This window comes from Gammaproteobacteria bacterium (assembly GCA_009845905.1).
GTDB lineage: Bacteria > Pseudomonadota > Gammaproteobacteria > Steroidobacterales > Foliamicaceae > Foliamicus.
On sequence record VXYS01000006.1, the window covers coordinates 126,919 to 140,202 of the forward strand.

11 protein-coding genes are annotated in these 13,284 nt (G+C 64.8%); 9 read left to right on the forward strand and 2 right to left on the reverse strand.

The features are described 5' to 3' along the window. Positions 1 to 15 precede the first annotated feature (15 nt). Together F4036_06120 and F4036_06125 are read left to right on the forward strand one after the other, a co-directional pair. Positions 16 to 741, forward strand: a complete 726-nt coding sequence (locus F4036_06120) for an ATP-binding cassette domain-containing protein (protein MYK37319.1) — start codon at positions 16 to 18, stop codon at positions 739 to 741. Further along, positions 738 to 1,925 (forward strand): ABC transporter permease, encoded by a 1,188-nt coding sequence (locus F4036_06125; GenBank protein ID MYK37320.1) that lies wholly within the window; start codon positions 738 to 740, stop codon positions 1,923 to 1,925. Before F4036_06120 ends, F4036_06125 begins: the two co-directional genes overlap by 4 nt. 69 nt (positions 1,926 to 1,994) lie before the next feature. Here F4036_06125 and F4036_06130 read toward each other — a convergent pair whose 3' ends face one another. Then, a complete protein-coding gene (locus F4036_06130; GenBank protein MYK37321.1) occupies positions 1,995 to 4,175 on the reverse strand; it encodes a S46 family peptidase in 2,181 nt (726 codons plus the stop codon). A 127-nt stretch (positions 4,176 to 4,302) separates the two neighbouring features. On the opposite strand from F4036_06130, the gene F4036_06135 reads away from it, so the two are divergent. From F4036_06135 to F4036_06145, 3 genes are read left to right on the forward strand one after another with little or no spacing between them, the layout of a single operon-like run. Further along, entirely contained in the window at positions 4,303 to 5,547 is a 1,245-nt protein-coding gene (locus tag F4036_06135; GenBank protein ID MYK37322.1) for an ABC transporter permease, read from the forward strand. Continuing rightward, a complete protein-coding gene (locus F4036_06140) occupies positions 5,544 to 6,257 on the forward strand; it encodes an ABC transporter ATP-binding protein (protein MYK37323.1) in 714 nt (237 codons plus the stop codon). Before F4036_06135 ends, F4036_06140 begins: the two co-directional genes overlap by 4 nt. Continuing rightward, positions 6,247 to 7,344, forward strand: a complete 1,098-nt coding sequence (locus F4036_06145) for a hypothetical protein (protein MYK37324.1) — start codon at positions 6,247 to 6,249, stop codon at positions 7,342 to 7,344. Before F4036_06140 ends, F4036_06145 begins: the two co-directional genes overlap by 11 nt. Here F4036_06145 and F4036_06150 read toward each other — a convergent pair. Then, entirely contained in the window at positions 7,334 to 8,665 is a 1,332-nt protein-coding gene (locus F4036_06150; GenBank protein MYK37325.1) for a phenylacetate--CoA ligase, read from the reverse strand. The genes F4036_06145 and F4036_06150 overlap by 11 nt on opposite strands. A 243-nt stretch (positions 8,666 to 8,908) precedes the next feature. On the opposite strand from F4036_06150, the gene F4036_06155 reads away from it, so the two are divergent. From F4036_06155 to F4036_06170, 4 genes are read left to right on the forward strand one after another with little or no spacing between them, the layout of a single operon-like run. Further along, on the forward strand, positions 8,909 to 9,949 hold the full coding sequence (locus F4036_06155; GenBank protein ID MYK37326.1) for a DUF2891 domain-containing protein: 1,041 nt from the start codon (positions 8,909 to 8,911) through the stop codon (positions 9,947 to 9,949). Next, on the forward strand, positions 9,946 to 11,385 hold the full coding sequence (locus tag F4036_06160) for a UbiD family decarboxylase (protein ID MYK37327.1): 1,440 nt from the start codon (positions 9,946 to 9,948) through the stop codon (positions 11,383 to 11,385). The genes F4036_06155 and F4036_06160 overlap by 4 nt, the downstream gene beginning before the upstream one ends. Positions 11,386 to 11,422: 37 nt before the next feature. Beyond that, complete coding sequence (locus F4036_06165; GenBank protein MYK37328.1) at positions 11,423 to 12,364, forward strand: DUF1838 domain-containing protein; 942 nt, start codon at positions 11,423 to 11,425, stop codon at positions 12,362 to 12,364. Further along, on the forward strand, positions 12,352 to 13,281 hold the full coding sequence (locus F4036_06170) for a DUF1838 domain-containing protein (protein MYK37329.1): 930 nt from the start codon (positions 12,352 to 12,354) through the stop codon (positions 13,279 to 13,281). The genes F4036_06165 and F4036_06170 overlap by 13 nt, the downstream gene beginning before the upstream one ends. Positions 13,282 to 13,284 lie beyond the last annotated feature (3 nt).

A 13,284-nucleotide genomic window follows, 5' to 3' on the forward strand; every position in this document is an offset into this window, starting at 1 on the left:
GATTCGGAAGCTCTCGTGATCGAGGTCCAGGCGCTTACCAAGCGGTTCGGCAAGATTTCGGCGCTGTCCGACGTGAACTTTCGCGCCCGGGACGGTCGCATTACCGGCCTGCTGGGTCCGAACGGCGCCGGCAAGTCCACCTGTCTGAGAGTGCTCTCGACGGCACTGTGGCCAACTGCCGGCGCCGCGCGGATCGGCGGGATCGATGTCGCGACGGATCCATTAGCAGTCCGCGGGATCATCGGCACTCTGCCCCACGACGCCGGCCTCTATCCCCATCTCACGGCAGTCGAGAACATACGCTACTTCGGACAGCTCTGCGGCCTGGATCGCGCCACGCTCGCCGGGCGAATCGATCGTCTCGTGCAGCGACTCGATCTTGGCGATGTGGCCGACCGCAGGGCCAAGGGGTTCTCGCAGGGCGAGCGGACAAAGGTGGCGCTTGCACGGGCGCTTGTCCACGAACCTCCCCACGTCTTGCTTGACGAACCGACCAACGGGCTGGACGTGATGGCCATTCGCCAGCTACGCGGGTGGTTGCGGGAACTCGCCCGGGAAGGCCGCTGCGTTCTGATCTCCAGTCACGTCATGCAGGAAATCTCGGCGCTTGCCGACGATCTGGTGATCATCGCCCGCGGCAGGATCGCGGCAAAGGGAACGCCGTCGGAACTGGCTGCCCGGTATGAAAACCAGGACCTCGAAGAGATATTCGTCTCCGCGGTGGGCGGCGAGCCGTCATGATGTCGGCGATTCTCACGGTCTGCCGAAAGGAGATACTCGATAACTCGCGGGACAGGCGCACTCTTTTAACGGCTCTACTTCTTGGCCCGCTCATGGGGCCGATACTCTTCGTCTTCCTGATCAACTTCACGATCTCCAGGGCCAGCTCATCGGGGGAAAAAGCAATCCACGTGCCGATCATCGGCGCCGAACACGCCCCCAACCTCGTCGCGTTTCTTGCGAGTCGAGGCATTGCGGCCTCAAATGGGCACGGTCTCACGAGCATCGACGATGCGATGAATGCAGTGCGCAACGGTGATCGGCAAGTCGTTGTCTTCATCGATGCTTCATTCGGCGAGGAGCTGGCGAGCAGGACCGGCGCTCATGTGGGTCTGATATACAACGCGTCGGACACCACGTCGGGCGGGCGTACAGGACGTATCCGCGGGTCGATCAATGCCTACTCCCAGCGGATCGGCGCCTTGAGGCTGCTGGCCCGGGGGCTCGACCCGTCCGTCGCACGCCCGCTGATTATCGATAATTTCGATGTATCCACCGCAAACGAGCGCTCTTCCCTTCTGCTTGGTATGCTGACCTATTTCCTGTTGTTCGCGACCCTGATGGGAGGGCTTTATCTGGCTACCGACACCACGGCCGGCGAGCGCGAGCGCAAGTCGCTGGAGCCGCTGCTTGCGACCCCGGTGCCCCGCTCGAGCCTGCTGCTCGGAAAAATGGGAGCGACCGTCGCGTTCATGCTCCTGTCGCTTGCCCTTACGCTGGCATGCTTTACGGTCGCGGTGCGCTTCATGCCCCTTGAGGAACTGGGCATGAGCAGTTCCTTCGATCCGGGAACGGCATTGTTCGCTTTCCTGGTGCTCATTCCATTCGCGCCGCTCGGCGCGGCCCTGATGACGGTCGTGGCGTCATTCACCAAGAGCTACAAGGAAGCCCAGACGTATCTGGGCCTCGTTATCCTGGTTCCGACGTTGCCGCTGATCATTGCATCGGTAATGAATGTCCGGCCCTCGCTGGCGCTCATGGCGGTTCCGAGCCTGAGTCAGCACCTGCTCGTCACCAACCTGATCCGGGCGGAACCCATCGAAGCATCCATGCTGGCGCTATCCGTGGTATCGACACTGCTGCTCGGAGTGCTGCTGGCGTGCGCAGCGATCCGCCTCTACCAACGTGAACGCATCCTCGGCTGAGCGGCTCCCGCCCTGAATTCGGGAAGCGATGAGCCTCCCGTCTTCGCGGAGGGCGGGATGCCCCGGCGCCTAGCGAACGACGGTCATTTCGTCGATCAGCGCTTGGGCGCCGTCGACTTTTTCCATGACCCAGAGCATGTAGCGCGTATCCACGTGGATCGTGCGCGTGATGCTCGGGTCGAAGTCCCAGTCCGAGTTCACGCTCTCCAGCGTGCCGTCGAACAGCAGCCCCACCAGCTTGCCGTGGGCGTCCAGCGTCGCCGAGCCTGAGTTGCCGCCGGTCGAGTCGAGGTCGGACAGGAAATTGACCGGCACGGAACCGATGGAGTCCAGGAAATAGTCGCCGTAGTCGCCCGCGCGGATCAGGTCGAGTTGTGCGGCCGGCGAGTTGAACGGTTCCTCGCCTGTGTCCTTCTGCACGATGCCTTCTAGGCGCGTGAACGGCTCGTACAGGAGTCCGTCCGCGGGCGAACCGCCCATTACCGTGCCGTAAGTCACTCGCAGCGTGGAGTTCGCGTCCGGGTAGGCGGCATGGCCCTGAGACTGCTGCCAGTTGATGATCGCGAGCATGTACTGCGGGTTGAGCAGGTTGGCGCGTCCGCTGCGGACCTTGGCGGCCTCTTCCCGCTCCATTTGCGTTTCGTGCAGCGCCGCCGCCAGGCGAATGAAGGGATCTGCATGGCCCTCAAGCTCTTCGGGCGACGCGTCCATGAGCGCCAGACGCGTATTCAGGTCGTTCAGGACCGTATCTTCGTAGTAACCGTCGAGCTTTTCCGACAGTTCCCCGTCGCTCAATCCGGGCGAGAGGCCCATTGCTTCGTCCAGCGCCTCGAAGCGCATTTCGGCGGGCTGGGCCAGATAGCCCTTGAGGAACAGCATCCATTCGGCCTTGTCCACCGCCGGGTCATAGCGGCGGTCGATCACGCTCATGCGCTGGCGGAACATCGCCATGTCGCGCTCCTGGTAACCGCTCTCGCGCGCCGCGTCCGGCTTCCCACGCTCGTGCGCAAGGCGGTACAGGCGCTGCGCCGCACCCAGAAGCTGCGGCCGCAGCGCGTTGCCGTACCAATAGCCGCGTTTGGCCTCCGCCGTCCGTTCCTCGGAAAGCGCGTCCAGTTCCTCGATCGCCTGGCCCAGCATCATGCGGTGCGGGTCGGCCGCGATCCAGTCGTTCAGTTGCGCTTCCCTTTGCGCCCGGCGGCCGACCAGGTCGTTGCGGCGCGCCCCGTCGATCTGGCCCTGGAGGTTCTTGAGCACGTTATTCAGTTGGGCCAGCCTGGAGGCATAGCGAATGCGGGCCTCGCTTCCCTCCGGCGCGGCGGCCTCGATCGTCGCTATCCAGTCGGAGAAAAAGCGGACGAACTCGGGATACTGCCAATCGAAGGTCTGCCTGACGGAGGCGAGGCGGGCGTAACGGGAAGTGCTTCCCGGGTAACCCATGGCCATCACGAAGTTGCCGTCCTCGAGGCCGGAGGCGGACACCTCGAGATAATGCGGCGGCGAATACGGGACGTTGTCCTCCGAGTAGTCCGCGGGATTGCCGTCCGGCCCGACATACGCCCGGTAAAAGGCGAAATCGCCGGTATGCCGCGGCCAGCGCCAGTTGTCGATGTCGCCGCCGTACTTGCCGATCGCGTCGGCCGGAGAGTACACAATCCGCACGTCCCGGATTTCCAGGCGCCTGATCAGTTTGTACTGCAGCCCGCCGAAGAACGACGCGGCCTGGCAACGGTAGCCGGGTTCCGACTCGCATTCCCTGATCAGGGCCTTGCGGCGCTGCTCGATCTTCGTGAAACGCTCACGCGGCGCCAGCGCCGGGTCCAGTCCCCCGGTGACTCGCTCGGTGACGTCGTCCACCTGCAGCGTGACATAGACGCGCGACCCGGGAGCGGCCGGGAGCTCTTCGGCCATCGAGGCCGCGAGAAAGCCGTTCTCGAGGTAGTTGTTCTCGCTGGTGGAATTGAACTGCACCGAGCCGCGCGCGCAATGATGGTTGGTGACCACCAGGCCGTTCGGCGAAACGAACGAGGCCGTGCAGCCCCCCAGCGAGATCACCGCCCCCATCGGAAACGCGGTCAGATCGGCCAGCGCGGCCGGGTCCAGTTTCAGCCCCGTGTCGCGCAGATCCCCGGCGATCCCGGGAATCTGCTCCGGCGTAAACATGCCCTCCTTTGCGAACGCCGCGTCTCCCGCAAACGGGCTGCAAGACAAGCAAAAGAGGATCGAGATGAGTCGTTGATGCAGTGACATGATGAACGGTCTTGTGCTTCAGTCAGGCGCAAGTATGTACCCGTAGCGCCACTAAAGCCTTTTCTCCTGCCCTTTCCCTGTGGAGAGCGTTGAAGCCAGGATGGCGGAACCGAGCCAGTGAGCGCCGATGCCCCGGCGCGAACAGCGCCTCTCAACAGGGAAAGGGCAGGAGAAAAGGCGAGGGCCGGCAGCAAGCAATTTGCTCCCGCGCATCGGTAGAATCAGCATCGCCATGTTTCTCGCGCTCCGGGATCTCGTCTTCGCCAAGGGCCGGTTTCTGCTCATGGCCGTGGTCATCGTCATGATGGCCCTGATGATGGTGCTGCTGACGGGTCTCTCAAGCGGTCTGGTAGACCGCAACATTTCCGGCATCCGCGCCCTGCCCATCACCCACCTCGCGTTCGAATACGACGACAAGCCCACCTGGTCCAACAGCATGGTCGAACGGGCCATGTGGGACGGCTGGGCGGACCGGCCCGGAGTAACGACTTCCACTCAGCTGGGCAACACGATGTTCAACGCCCGGACCTCCAAGGGCGAACCGATCACGCTGGCGCTCTGGGGCATGGAGCCGGGATCCTTCATCGATCCCGGCGCGGACGCCGGCCAACCCATCGGCGGCGACCCCTATGGCGTGGTGGTCAGCCGGATGCTGGTTGCGGAAAACAACGTGGAGATCGGGGATACCATCGTTCTGGACCGGGTGCTGACCGAACTCAAGGTGGTCGGTCTGCTCGACGCCCACAACAACATCGCCCACACGCCCATCGTCTATGCGCCGTTTAGCCTGTGGGCCGAAGCGTCCTACGGTCCGCCGGGAGGGCCGCCGGAAGGCGAATCGCTGCCCGACATCCTCTACGACTTCGCCACCGTGGTGGCTCTGCAGCTCGAGGAAACAACGGAGATCGCTCCCATCGACGAGGAGCTGTTCACGGTCGCGCTCGACAAGCCCATGTCGTTCGTGGCGTCCACCGGCTACAAGGCCGAGCGGGATTCGGTGCGCATCAACCAGGGTTTCCTGCTGGTCATCGCGACGCTGATCATCGGCGCGTTCTTTTCGATCTGGACCATACAGCGCACCCAGGAGATCGGCCTGATCAAGGCGCTGGGCGCGTCCACGGGATATCTCGTTCGCGACGCCCTGGGGCAGGTGTCCCTGCTGCTGGCCGTTGCCGTGACCTGCGGCGTGGGGATCGGATACGGCCTTGGCGACCTGATCGTCGAACGCACCGACATCCCCTACGTCATCGATATCCGCGCCATGCTGATATCCGGCGCGCTGGTCATCGGCGGCGGCCTGGTGGGGGCGGTCCTGGCGGTGCGCAGGATTGCCCGAATCGATCCGATCATTGCGCTGGGGCAGTTGCGATGACGCTCGCAGTCGATTCCGTATCCCTGGTCCTCGGCGACGGCGACCAGCAGGTCACCGCCCTGAACAACGTCTCGCTGACCGTGGAGGCGGGCGATCTGTGCGCCGTGATGGGACCGTCCGGAGCCGGGAAATCGAGCTTGCTGGCGGTCTGCGGCGGCCTGCTGCCGCCCACCTCCGGGCACATCGTCATCGAAGGCAAGGACCTGACCGCGCTGGGGGAAGGCGACCGGGCGCGATTGCGGCGCGAGCGAATCGGATTCATTTTCCAGCAGTCCAACCTGGTCGCCGCGTTGACCGCCATGGACCAGCTTCTGCTGATGGCTCACATCAACGGCCGCAATCCGGACGGGGGCCACAGGGAACGGGCGGCAAGGCTCCTGGAAGAAGTGGGTCTCGCCCACCGCGCCTCGCACCGTCCCGACCAGATGTCCGGCGGCGAACGCCAGCGGGTCGGGATAGCGCGGGCGCTGATGACCGAACCGTCGCTGTTGCTGGTGGACGAACCGACTTCCATGCTGGACCACAGCCGCGGCGGGGAAGTGGTCGAATTGCTGGCCAGACAGACCAGAGAGCATGGCGTCGCCACGCTCATGGTCACGCATGATCGGGCGATGCTGCCCTGGGCCGACCAGGTGGCGGAAATCGAGGACGGTTTCCTGAGCCCGCCGACATCTCCGCACCTCAACGGAGGACCTCCAGATGAGACCTAGACGATTTCCTTTTCCGATTCTCGGCGCCGTGGTGCTCGGCGTGGGTCTTGCCTCCATCCAGGCGCAGGAGGACCACGGCGCGCATCGCGCCCACGGATACCAGGGTCACGATATGCCGATGCCGCCGCCGGACGAACTGGGACGCCGCCGCATGGGCATGGACATGCGCGACATGCTGAGCGAGGACGTCATCGCCGGACTGAAGGAAAAGATCGCCCTGTACGGGCTGCTCACGGACAACGAACTGCGCATCAACGTGGCGCAGATGGGCGAGAACTACACCTGGTACGTGAGCGACGCGGACGTCAGGGACGAGATCGGCGTGCTGGTCCTGTCACATGGCGTCAGCGAGGCCGGCGACAGGATCATGACCGATTCCATGCGCGCCATCGCCGGCGAATTTCCCACGGCCATCGGTTACGGCATGGCCATGATGACCTCGTCCCACCTGCAGGCGGCCATCGACGATCTCGAGGCTGCCGGCGCCGCGACAATCGTGCTGGTGCAGACCACGTCGACCGTCCATAACTCCATGACCCGGCAGTGGGAGTACATCCTGGGCCGGCGAGACGAGTCTTCGTACCTGACGGTCAAACCCATCGAAACCGGCGCGAAGCTCGTTTTCGCCCCGCACATGGACGACCACCCGCTGATCGCCGAAATCCTGTCCGATCATGCGCTGGAAATCAGCACGGACCCGGACAACGAAGCCTTGTTCCTGGTCGCCCACGGCCCGGAGGACGACTTCGACAACGAGCTCGACCTTCCGGTGATCGAGAGCCTGGCCGAGCAGGTCAAGGCGGCGACCGGAATCAGCGAGGTGCGGGCCATCAATCTGCAGGACGACGCCATCCCTCCCGTGCGCGAGGGCAACGTGAGGCAACTGAAACGCTGGATGCAGCAGGCGCAACGCAAGGGCAAGAAACTGATCGTCGTGTCGCCGGCTTCTTCCGCGGACGGTTTGCAGCACCACATCAGGCAGGATCTGATCGGCCTGGACTACACGTTCAACGAGAAAGGCCTGTCACAGCACCCCAATTTCACCGAATGGGTCGTGATTACCGTCCAACAGACGATCAGCGGGTAACGAGGCGGCGGGGTTTCTGGCGGGATTCGGAGCCGGTGAGCTCCCCAAGCGCTCCCCGCTCGCGCAGCGTTACCGGCACCCGGACGCCCAGCCGTTCACGAATCAGCGCGCCGAAGCGATCCGCCAGGCCCGGCAGCCGCGGATCGTCGGCTTCAATCTCGATGTGGAGCTGTTCGCCCTCGCGCACGCAGAGGTAGTCGCCGGCGTATTCCTCCAGATCGACCAGCACGGCGGCGGCCGCCTCGGGGTAGAAATTGATGCCCTTGAACTTCACCATGTTGTCGCTGCGACCCAGGAAACCCGCGATCCGCTCGAACGGCAACCCCAGCGCGTTGTTCCCGGCCAGCCGCGCGCTCATGTCCCGCGTGTTGAAGCGGATGATGGGATAGGCGTCGTCCTTGTACAGGCAGGTGCAGACCAGTTCGCCGGCCTCGCCGTCGGCCGCCGGGCGCTGGCTGTCGGGGTCGAGGATTTCGAGGAAGTGGGCGTCCTCCATGACGTGCATGCCATCGAGATCGGGGCCTTCGGTGGCGATCAGCCCGGTGTCGCCCACGCCGTACCAGTCGTAGACCGTTTCCGCCGCCCAGGCTTGGGCCAGTTCATCGCGCGGCATCAGCCCCAGGTGAGTGGAAATCATTCGCACCCGAATGTCGCGTCCCGGCTCCAGCCCCCGGCTGCGCGCGGTATCCGCCAGCTTGCGAAGGTAGTCGGCAAAGCCCACCAGCACGGTGGCGCCGAAGCGCGCCATGTTCGCCACCTGGCTGACCGAGGGCGTCTCGTTGCCGGCGCCGGCCGACAGCATCAGCGCCCGGGTGTAGTGCAACGCGGCCTCGCGCACGAAGTGCCCGGCGTTCACCATCCCGTGCGCGTAACTCGAGTGCACGACATCGCCGTCCTTCAGCCCCTGCAGCAGCCAGGCGCGCGCCACCATGAGCGCCTGCAGTTCGCGGCTCCGCGGTCCGAAGAAGATCGGCTGCGGCGCGCCGGTCGTGCCGCTCGTTGTCTGCATGACCAGCCCTGCCGGGCCGGCCCGCGGACCGTCGTCGCGATGGGCGTGGTAGTCGCCGAAGGGCGGGTTCGCCTCGACGCTGTTCATGAGATCGGACTTGGAGAAGACCGGCAGCCTTTCCAGGTCCTCCAGGCTCTGCACGTCGCCCGGCTCCAGCCCCGCTTCTCCCCACAGCCTGCGGTAAAACGGAGTGGCCCAGGCGCGCTCCAGGCAGCGCCGGAAGCGTCCTTCCTGGATAGCGCGCAACTCGTCGCGGCCCATGCCCGCGAAGCGCGTGATGAAGTCGTCTCCCAGCGGGTATTCGCGCCTCAGCCCCGCCGGGTTGGCGACTGAAAAATAATCGGGCAGATGGTTTGCGCTCATGGCTGAAGGAGAGGATAGCCGACGGACGGCTTCGGGCGAATAGCCGGGACGTGATCCCTGCGATGCGCACGGCGCCACGGTGGTACCATCCGGCGAATGTTGGCAGGCACGATCGCCCTTCTTGCTGTGGGCGCAGGCGGCGTAGCCGCTGCCGATCCCCAAACGGACATCCCGATCATGGGAGAAGCCGCGATGCCGCGCTTCGATCAGCCGCTCACGCACGAGCAAGCCGCGGCGTTCTCGGGGCTGGCGCTGGATTGCATCGTGACGGAATATCCGAACAAGCCGGGACAGGTGATGCTGGGCGAAGAGTCGGTTCTGACTCCACGGCAACTCCATCCCGTTTTCTATGGTTGCTTCGACTGGCACTCGGCGGTGCATGGCCATTGGCTGCTCGTTCGTCTGCTCAAACTCTATCCCGGACATCCGGCTGCGGAACTGACCCGCAGCGTGCTGGAGGCGCAATTCAGCACCCAGGCCTTACTGGAGGAAGCGGAGTATTTTGACGAGGACCAGAATCGTTCTTTCGAGCGTATGTACGGCTGGGCCTGGCTTTTGCGACTGGCGGTGGAGCTTCGCACGTTCGAGGATCCCTACGCCCGCCAGTGGTTACTGCGACTGGCGCCGCTGGAGCAGCGCATCGTGGCATTGATGATGGGCTACCTTCCCCGCCTGGACTGGCCGGTGCGAACGGGGGTGCATCCGAACACCGCATTCGCGCTGGGCCAGGGTCTGGACTACGCGCGGGCAACAGGGCAGGGCGAGCTTCAGCAATTGCTGGTTGAAAGAAGCCTCGCCTATTACGCCGCCGACCGTGCTTATCCAGTGAATTACGAGCCCAGCGGCGAGGATTTCTTTTCCGCGGCGCTGGCGGAGGCGGACCTGATGCGCCGGGTCCTTGACTCGGCGGAATATTCCGATTGGCTGGACGGTTTCTTTCCCGCCCTGCGGGAAGGCGAACTGGGCCGGCTGCTGCAGCCGGCCACTGTCAGCGACGTGACCGACGGCAAGATCGTCCATCTGGCCGGTCTGAACCTGCACCGGGCCTGGACCATGCGGTCCGTGGCTCGCGCATTGCCGGCGGGCGATCCTCGCGCCGGCGTGCTGCTGGCGTCCGCCGTAGACCATATGGCGGCGGGCCTCGACTACGTTTTCAGCGGGCACTACGAGGGAGAGCACTGGCTGGCGACTTTCGCGATCTACGGATTGACCGACGTGGATGCAAGGCAATGAGTGCCGCTGCAGCTGTTGCCGGAGTGCGGGACGGCCTGCTTGCCTGGCTGGAGGCGCTCGGTGACGCGGTTCTTCGCCTCGACGAGCCGGTGGCGGTGGAATACGAGGCCACCGCGTTGCAGCACGCGCTGGACGCCGAGGGCCGTTATCCGCCCGTCTGGGTGCGGCAGCCACGGCTTGCCGATGGACGGATATCGCCCTTCGGCCTGGTCACGAACCTGACCGCCAGCCGCGAACTGGTCTGCTCGGCGCTGGGACTGGCCGATCATCGCACGGCGGCTGCCTGGTGGGCCGGGCGCCAGGAACATAGAGTCGAACCGGTCGCCATGCCGGCCGAGGCTGCGCCCGTGCGTGAGATTGTTCTTGCGGGCGGCGAAGTGGATTTGCGTTTGTTGCCGGCCACGGTTCAGCATCAGGGAAACCCCGGCCCTTACCTCACCGCGGCCCACGCGACCACGTGCGATCCCGAGTCAGGCATCGACAACTCGGCGATCCAGCGCTGCTGGATCAAGGACGCCCGAACCATGAGCTGGTTTCCGTATCCGAATTCCCACAATGCGCGCAATATGCGCGCCTGGCACGAACGGGGCGAGCCCTGTCCGGTAGCGTTCTGGATCGGTCACCATCCGGCGGTAAGCGTGGCGGCCCAGGTCAAGCTGGGTTACCCGGAAAGCCACTGGCCCGCGGCCGGCGGGCTGATCGGCGAACCGGTCCGGCTCACTCCGTCGCTCAACTTCGACGGCAGGCTGCTCGTTCCGGCGGATGCGGAAATCGTGATCGAGGGGCTGGCCCATCCCGGCGCCACGGCCCCGGACGGGCCGTTCGCCGAGTACACGGGCTTTCTCGGGCCGGCCGTGGACGCGCCGGTCTGCGAAGTCCTGTCGATTACGCACCGCAAGGGCGCGGTGCTGCATGACTGCGGCTCCGGCCTGGCCGACAACCTGACTCCGGACAACATCGCCATGGAGGGCAAGCTGTTTTCGCTGGCGCGCGCCGTGTCGCCGCGCCTGATCAACGTGCACGCGCCAGCCGAGGGCCGGCGATTCCTGGCCCTGCTGCAGTTCGACGGCGCCCTTGCGGGGGAAGTCCGCGACGCGCTGGCGGCAGTGCTTGCCTGGCGCCGCGTCAAGACGGCCGTGGCGCTGGATTCGGACATCGACCTGTTCGATGCGCAGCAGATCAACTGGGCGCTGGCCACGCGCTTTCAGTGGGACCGCGACCTGATCCGGGTCGACGATCTTTCAACCTCGTTGCTCGACCCGTCGCTGGAACCCGGGCGCAAGACGGCTTCCAAGGCGGGACTGGACGCGACCCTGCCGCGCCATCCGTCCACGCCTCCGGTCGCGCATCCCGATCCCGAGGCGCTGGAGAAGGCTGCCGCACTGTTGAAACAGCTCACCGGGACGGGTCTGGCGGACGGCTGGCCCGTAAAATGACCAGGGCCAACAGGCCCTGGACTATGCGAACGCCCCGATGGGCGTTATGCTGCGCCCGACAAATGGGAGGAAAAGAGAAATGAGATATCCACTCCGCGCGGCGCTGGGCGGCGCCGTGCTGCTGATCCTGGGCTCGGCGGCGACGGCCGCCGAGAGGCTGGATCCGGTCAACCCGGACCATGCCATTCTTCTCGGACAGAAGATGAACTGTTCGCTGAACGAAGGCGAAACGATCCTCTACTGGTGGCAGGGCGGCGCCATGAGCCGCATGCCGGGCGAGAAGGACCGACATATCTTCAACGTGCAGGGCATGAACATACGCCAGTGCAAGAACTTCGAGGATCCGGAACGCGGCCATGGCTACCGTTCGGTGTCCCGGGAACTGCTGATCTACCTGGATCCGGACACCAACGAGGTGCTGCGCACCTGGACCAACCCGTGGACCGGCGAGGAAGTGGAAGTGCTGCACGTGGCCAACGATCCGGTCAACATGCGCGGTCCTGCGTACGCGCGGCGCCCCGACGGAACGGGCATCACCTTCAACGGGCGCTTCATGAAAGGCCGCGTCTGGACCACCGGATTCGCGCCGCTGTTCTACACCAACCCGCTGGCCGGCGAGTACCAGGAGTACGTGGGCGGCACCTATCACGCGATGGAAATGCTGAACGCCTATGCCTACGAGGACGAGCTGCTGGATCCCGAACTCCCGACGCTCAAGCGCTACACCCTGTCCTGGGCGCGCACTTCGAAGTGGCTGCCGTGGATGAAGATGGGCGATCGCCCCGGGATGATGATCTTCACGACCGTCGGCAAACGCGTTGCCGGGATCGATGACCTGACCGAGCCGCTGCTGAGCGAACTGCGCAACAACTATCCCGACTACGCCGAGCCGCCGCCCCTGGACGATGCGCGGCCCAACGTGACCAGCTGGTCGTATTTCGGATCGATGACCGAGCCGGAGGGGGAATGGAGACAATGAAAGCAAGAAAAACTGTACGCGCCCTGGCCGGATTGACCGGGGCGCTGTCGCTGGCGGCGGGCGCCGCGTACGCCGGGCAACTGAATCTCGACGACCCCGACGACATCATTCGGCTGCGGATGAAGGTCAGCTGCTCGCTGAACGACGGCGAGACGGCGCTGTACTGGTGGGAGGGACGCATGTACTCCCGCAAGCCGGCCGAAAAGGACCGCCATCTGTTCAACGTACAGGGCATGAACATCCGCCACTGCGAAACCCTGAGCGACCCCGTGCGCGGCCTGGGTTATGTCGCCCGCTCGCGGGAACTGATGTTCTACCTGGACCCGGAGACCAACGAGATCCTCAGGACCTGGACCAATCCCTGGACCGGCGAGGAAGTGGAAGTCGTGCAGGTGGCCAATGATCCGCCCGGCAACTACCGCGAGAACTGGGCCCGCGACGAGGAAGGCAATCCCACGGCGACGCTGTCCAATTTCTTCAAGGACGGCGTGATGATGAACGGCGGCGGCGCCGCGCGGCTCTTCTACAGCAATCCCCTGGGTGGCGATTACCAGCAATCCGTGGGCGGAATCTATCATGCGATGGAGTTCGGTACGGGAGCCTCGCCCGTCGATGAGATCCTGGATGCGGACATTCCGGTGGCGCAGGACCGGATCATTTCGTGGGGGCGCGTTTCCAAGTGGCTTCCGTGGATGAAGATGGGCGACCGCCCCGGCGTCGCGGTGTTCCATACCGCCGGGATGCGCCTGAGCAGCTACGACGAATTGCCGGCCGTGGTGATGGATGAAATCAACTTGAATCACCCGGAATACGTCGAGCCGCCGCCGATACGCACCGAGAACCCCAGGGAAACGTCCTGGACCGTGTTCAAGGACCACATCGACGCACAGCGCGCCGAGGAGAGCCAGGCCGACTAGGCT

Coding starts and splice junctions, on each gene's coding strand:
- F4036_06125 (MYK37320.1), top strand. CDS start 738: ATGATGTCGGCGATTCTCACGGTCTGCCGAAAGGAGATACTCGATAAC.
- F4036_06130 (MYK37321.1), bottom strand. CDS start 4,175: ATGTCACTGCATCAACGACTCATCTCGATCCTCTTTTGCTTGTCTTGC.
- F4036_06135 (MYK37322.1), top strand. CDS start 4,303: ATGCCCCGGCGCGAACAGCGCCTCTCAACAGGGAAAGGGCAGGAGAAA.
- F4036_06140 (MYK37323.1), top strand. CDS start 5,544: ATGACGCTCGCAGTCGATTCCGTATCCCTGGTCCTCGGCGACGGCGAC.
- F4036_06145 (MYK37324.1), top strand. CDS start 6,247: ATGAGACCTAGACGATTTCCTTTTCCGATTCTCGGCGCCGTGGTGCTC.
- F4036_06155 (MYK37326.1), top strand. CDS start 8,909: ATGCCGCGCTTCGATCAGCCGCTCACGCACGAGCAAGCCGCGGCGTTC.
- F4036_06160 (MYK37327.1), top strand. CDS start 9,946: ATGAGTGCCGCTGCAGCTGTTGCCGGAGTGCGGGACGGCCTGCTTGCC.
- F4036_06165 (MYK37328.1), top strand. CDS start 11,423: ATGGGCGTTATGCTGCGCCCGACAAATGGGAGGAAAAGAGAAATGAGA.
- F4036_06170 (MYK37329.1), top strand. CDS start 12,352: ATGGAGACAATGAAAGCAAGAAAAACTGTACGCGCCCTGGCCGGATTG.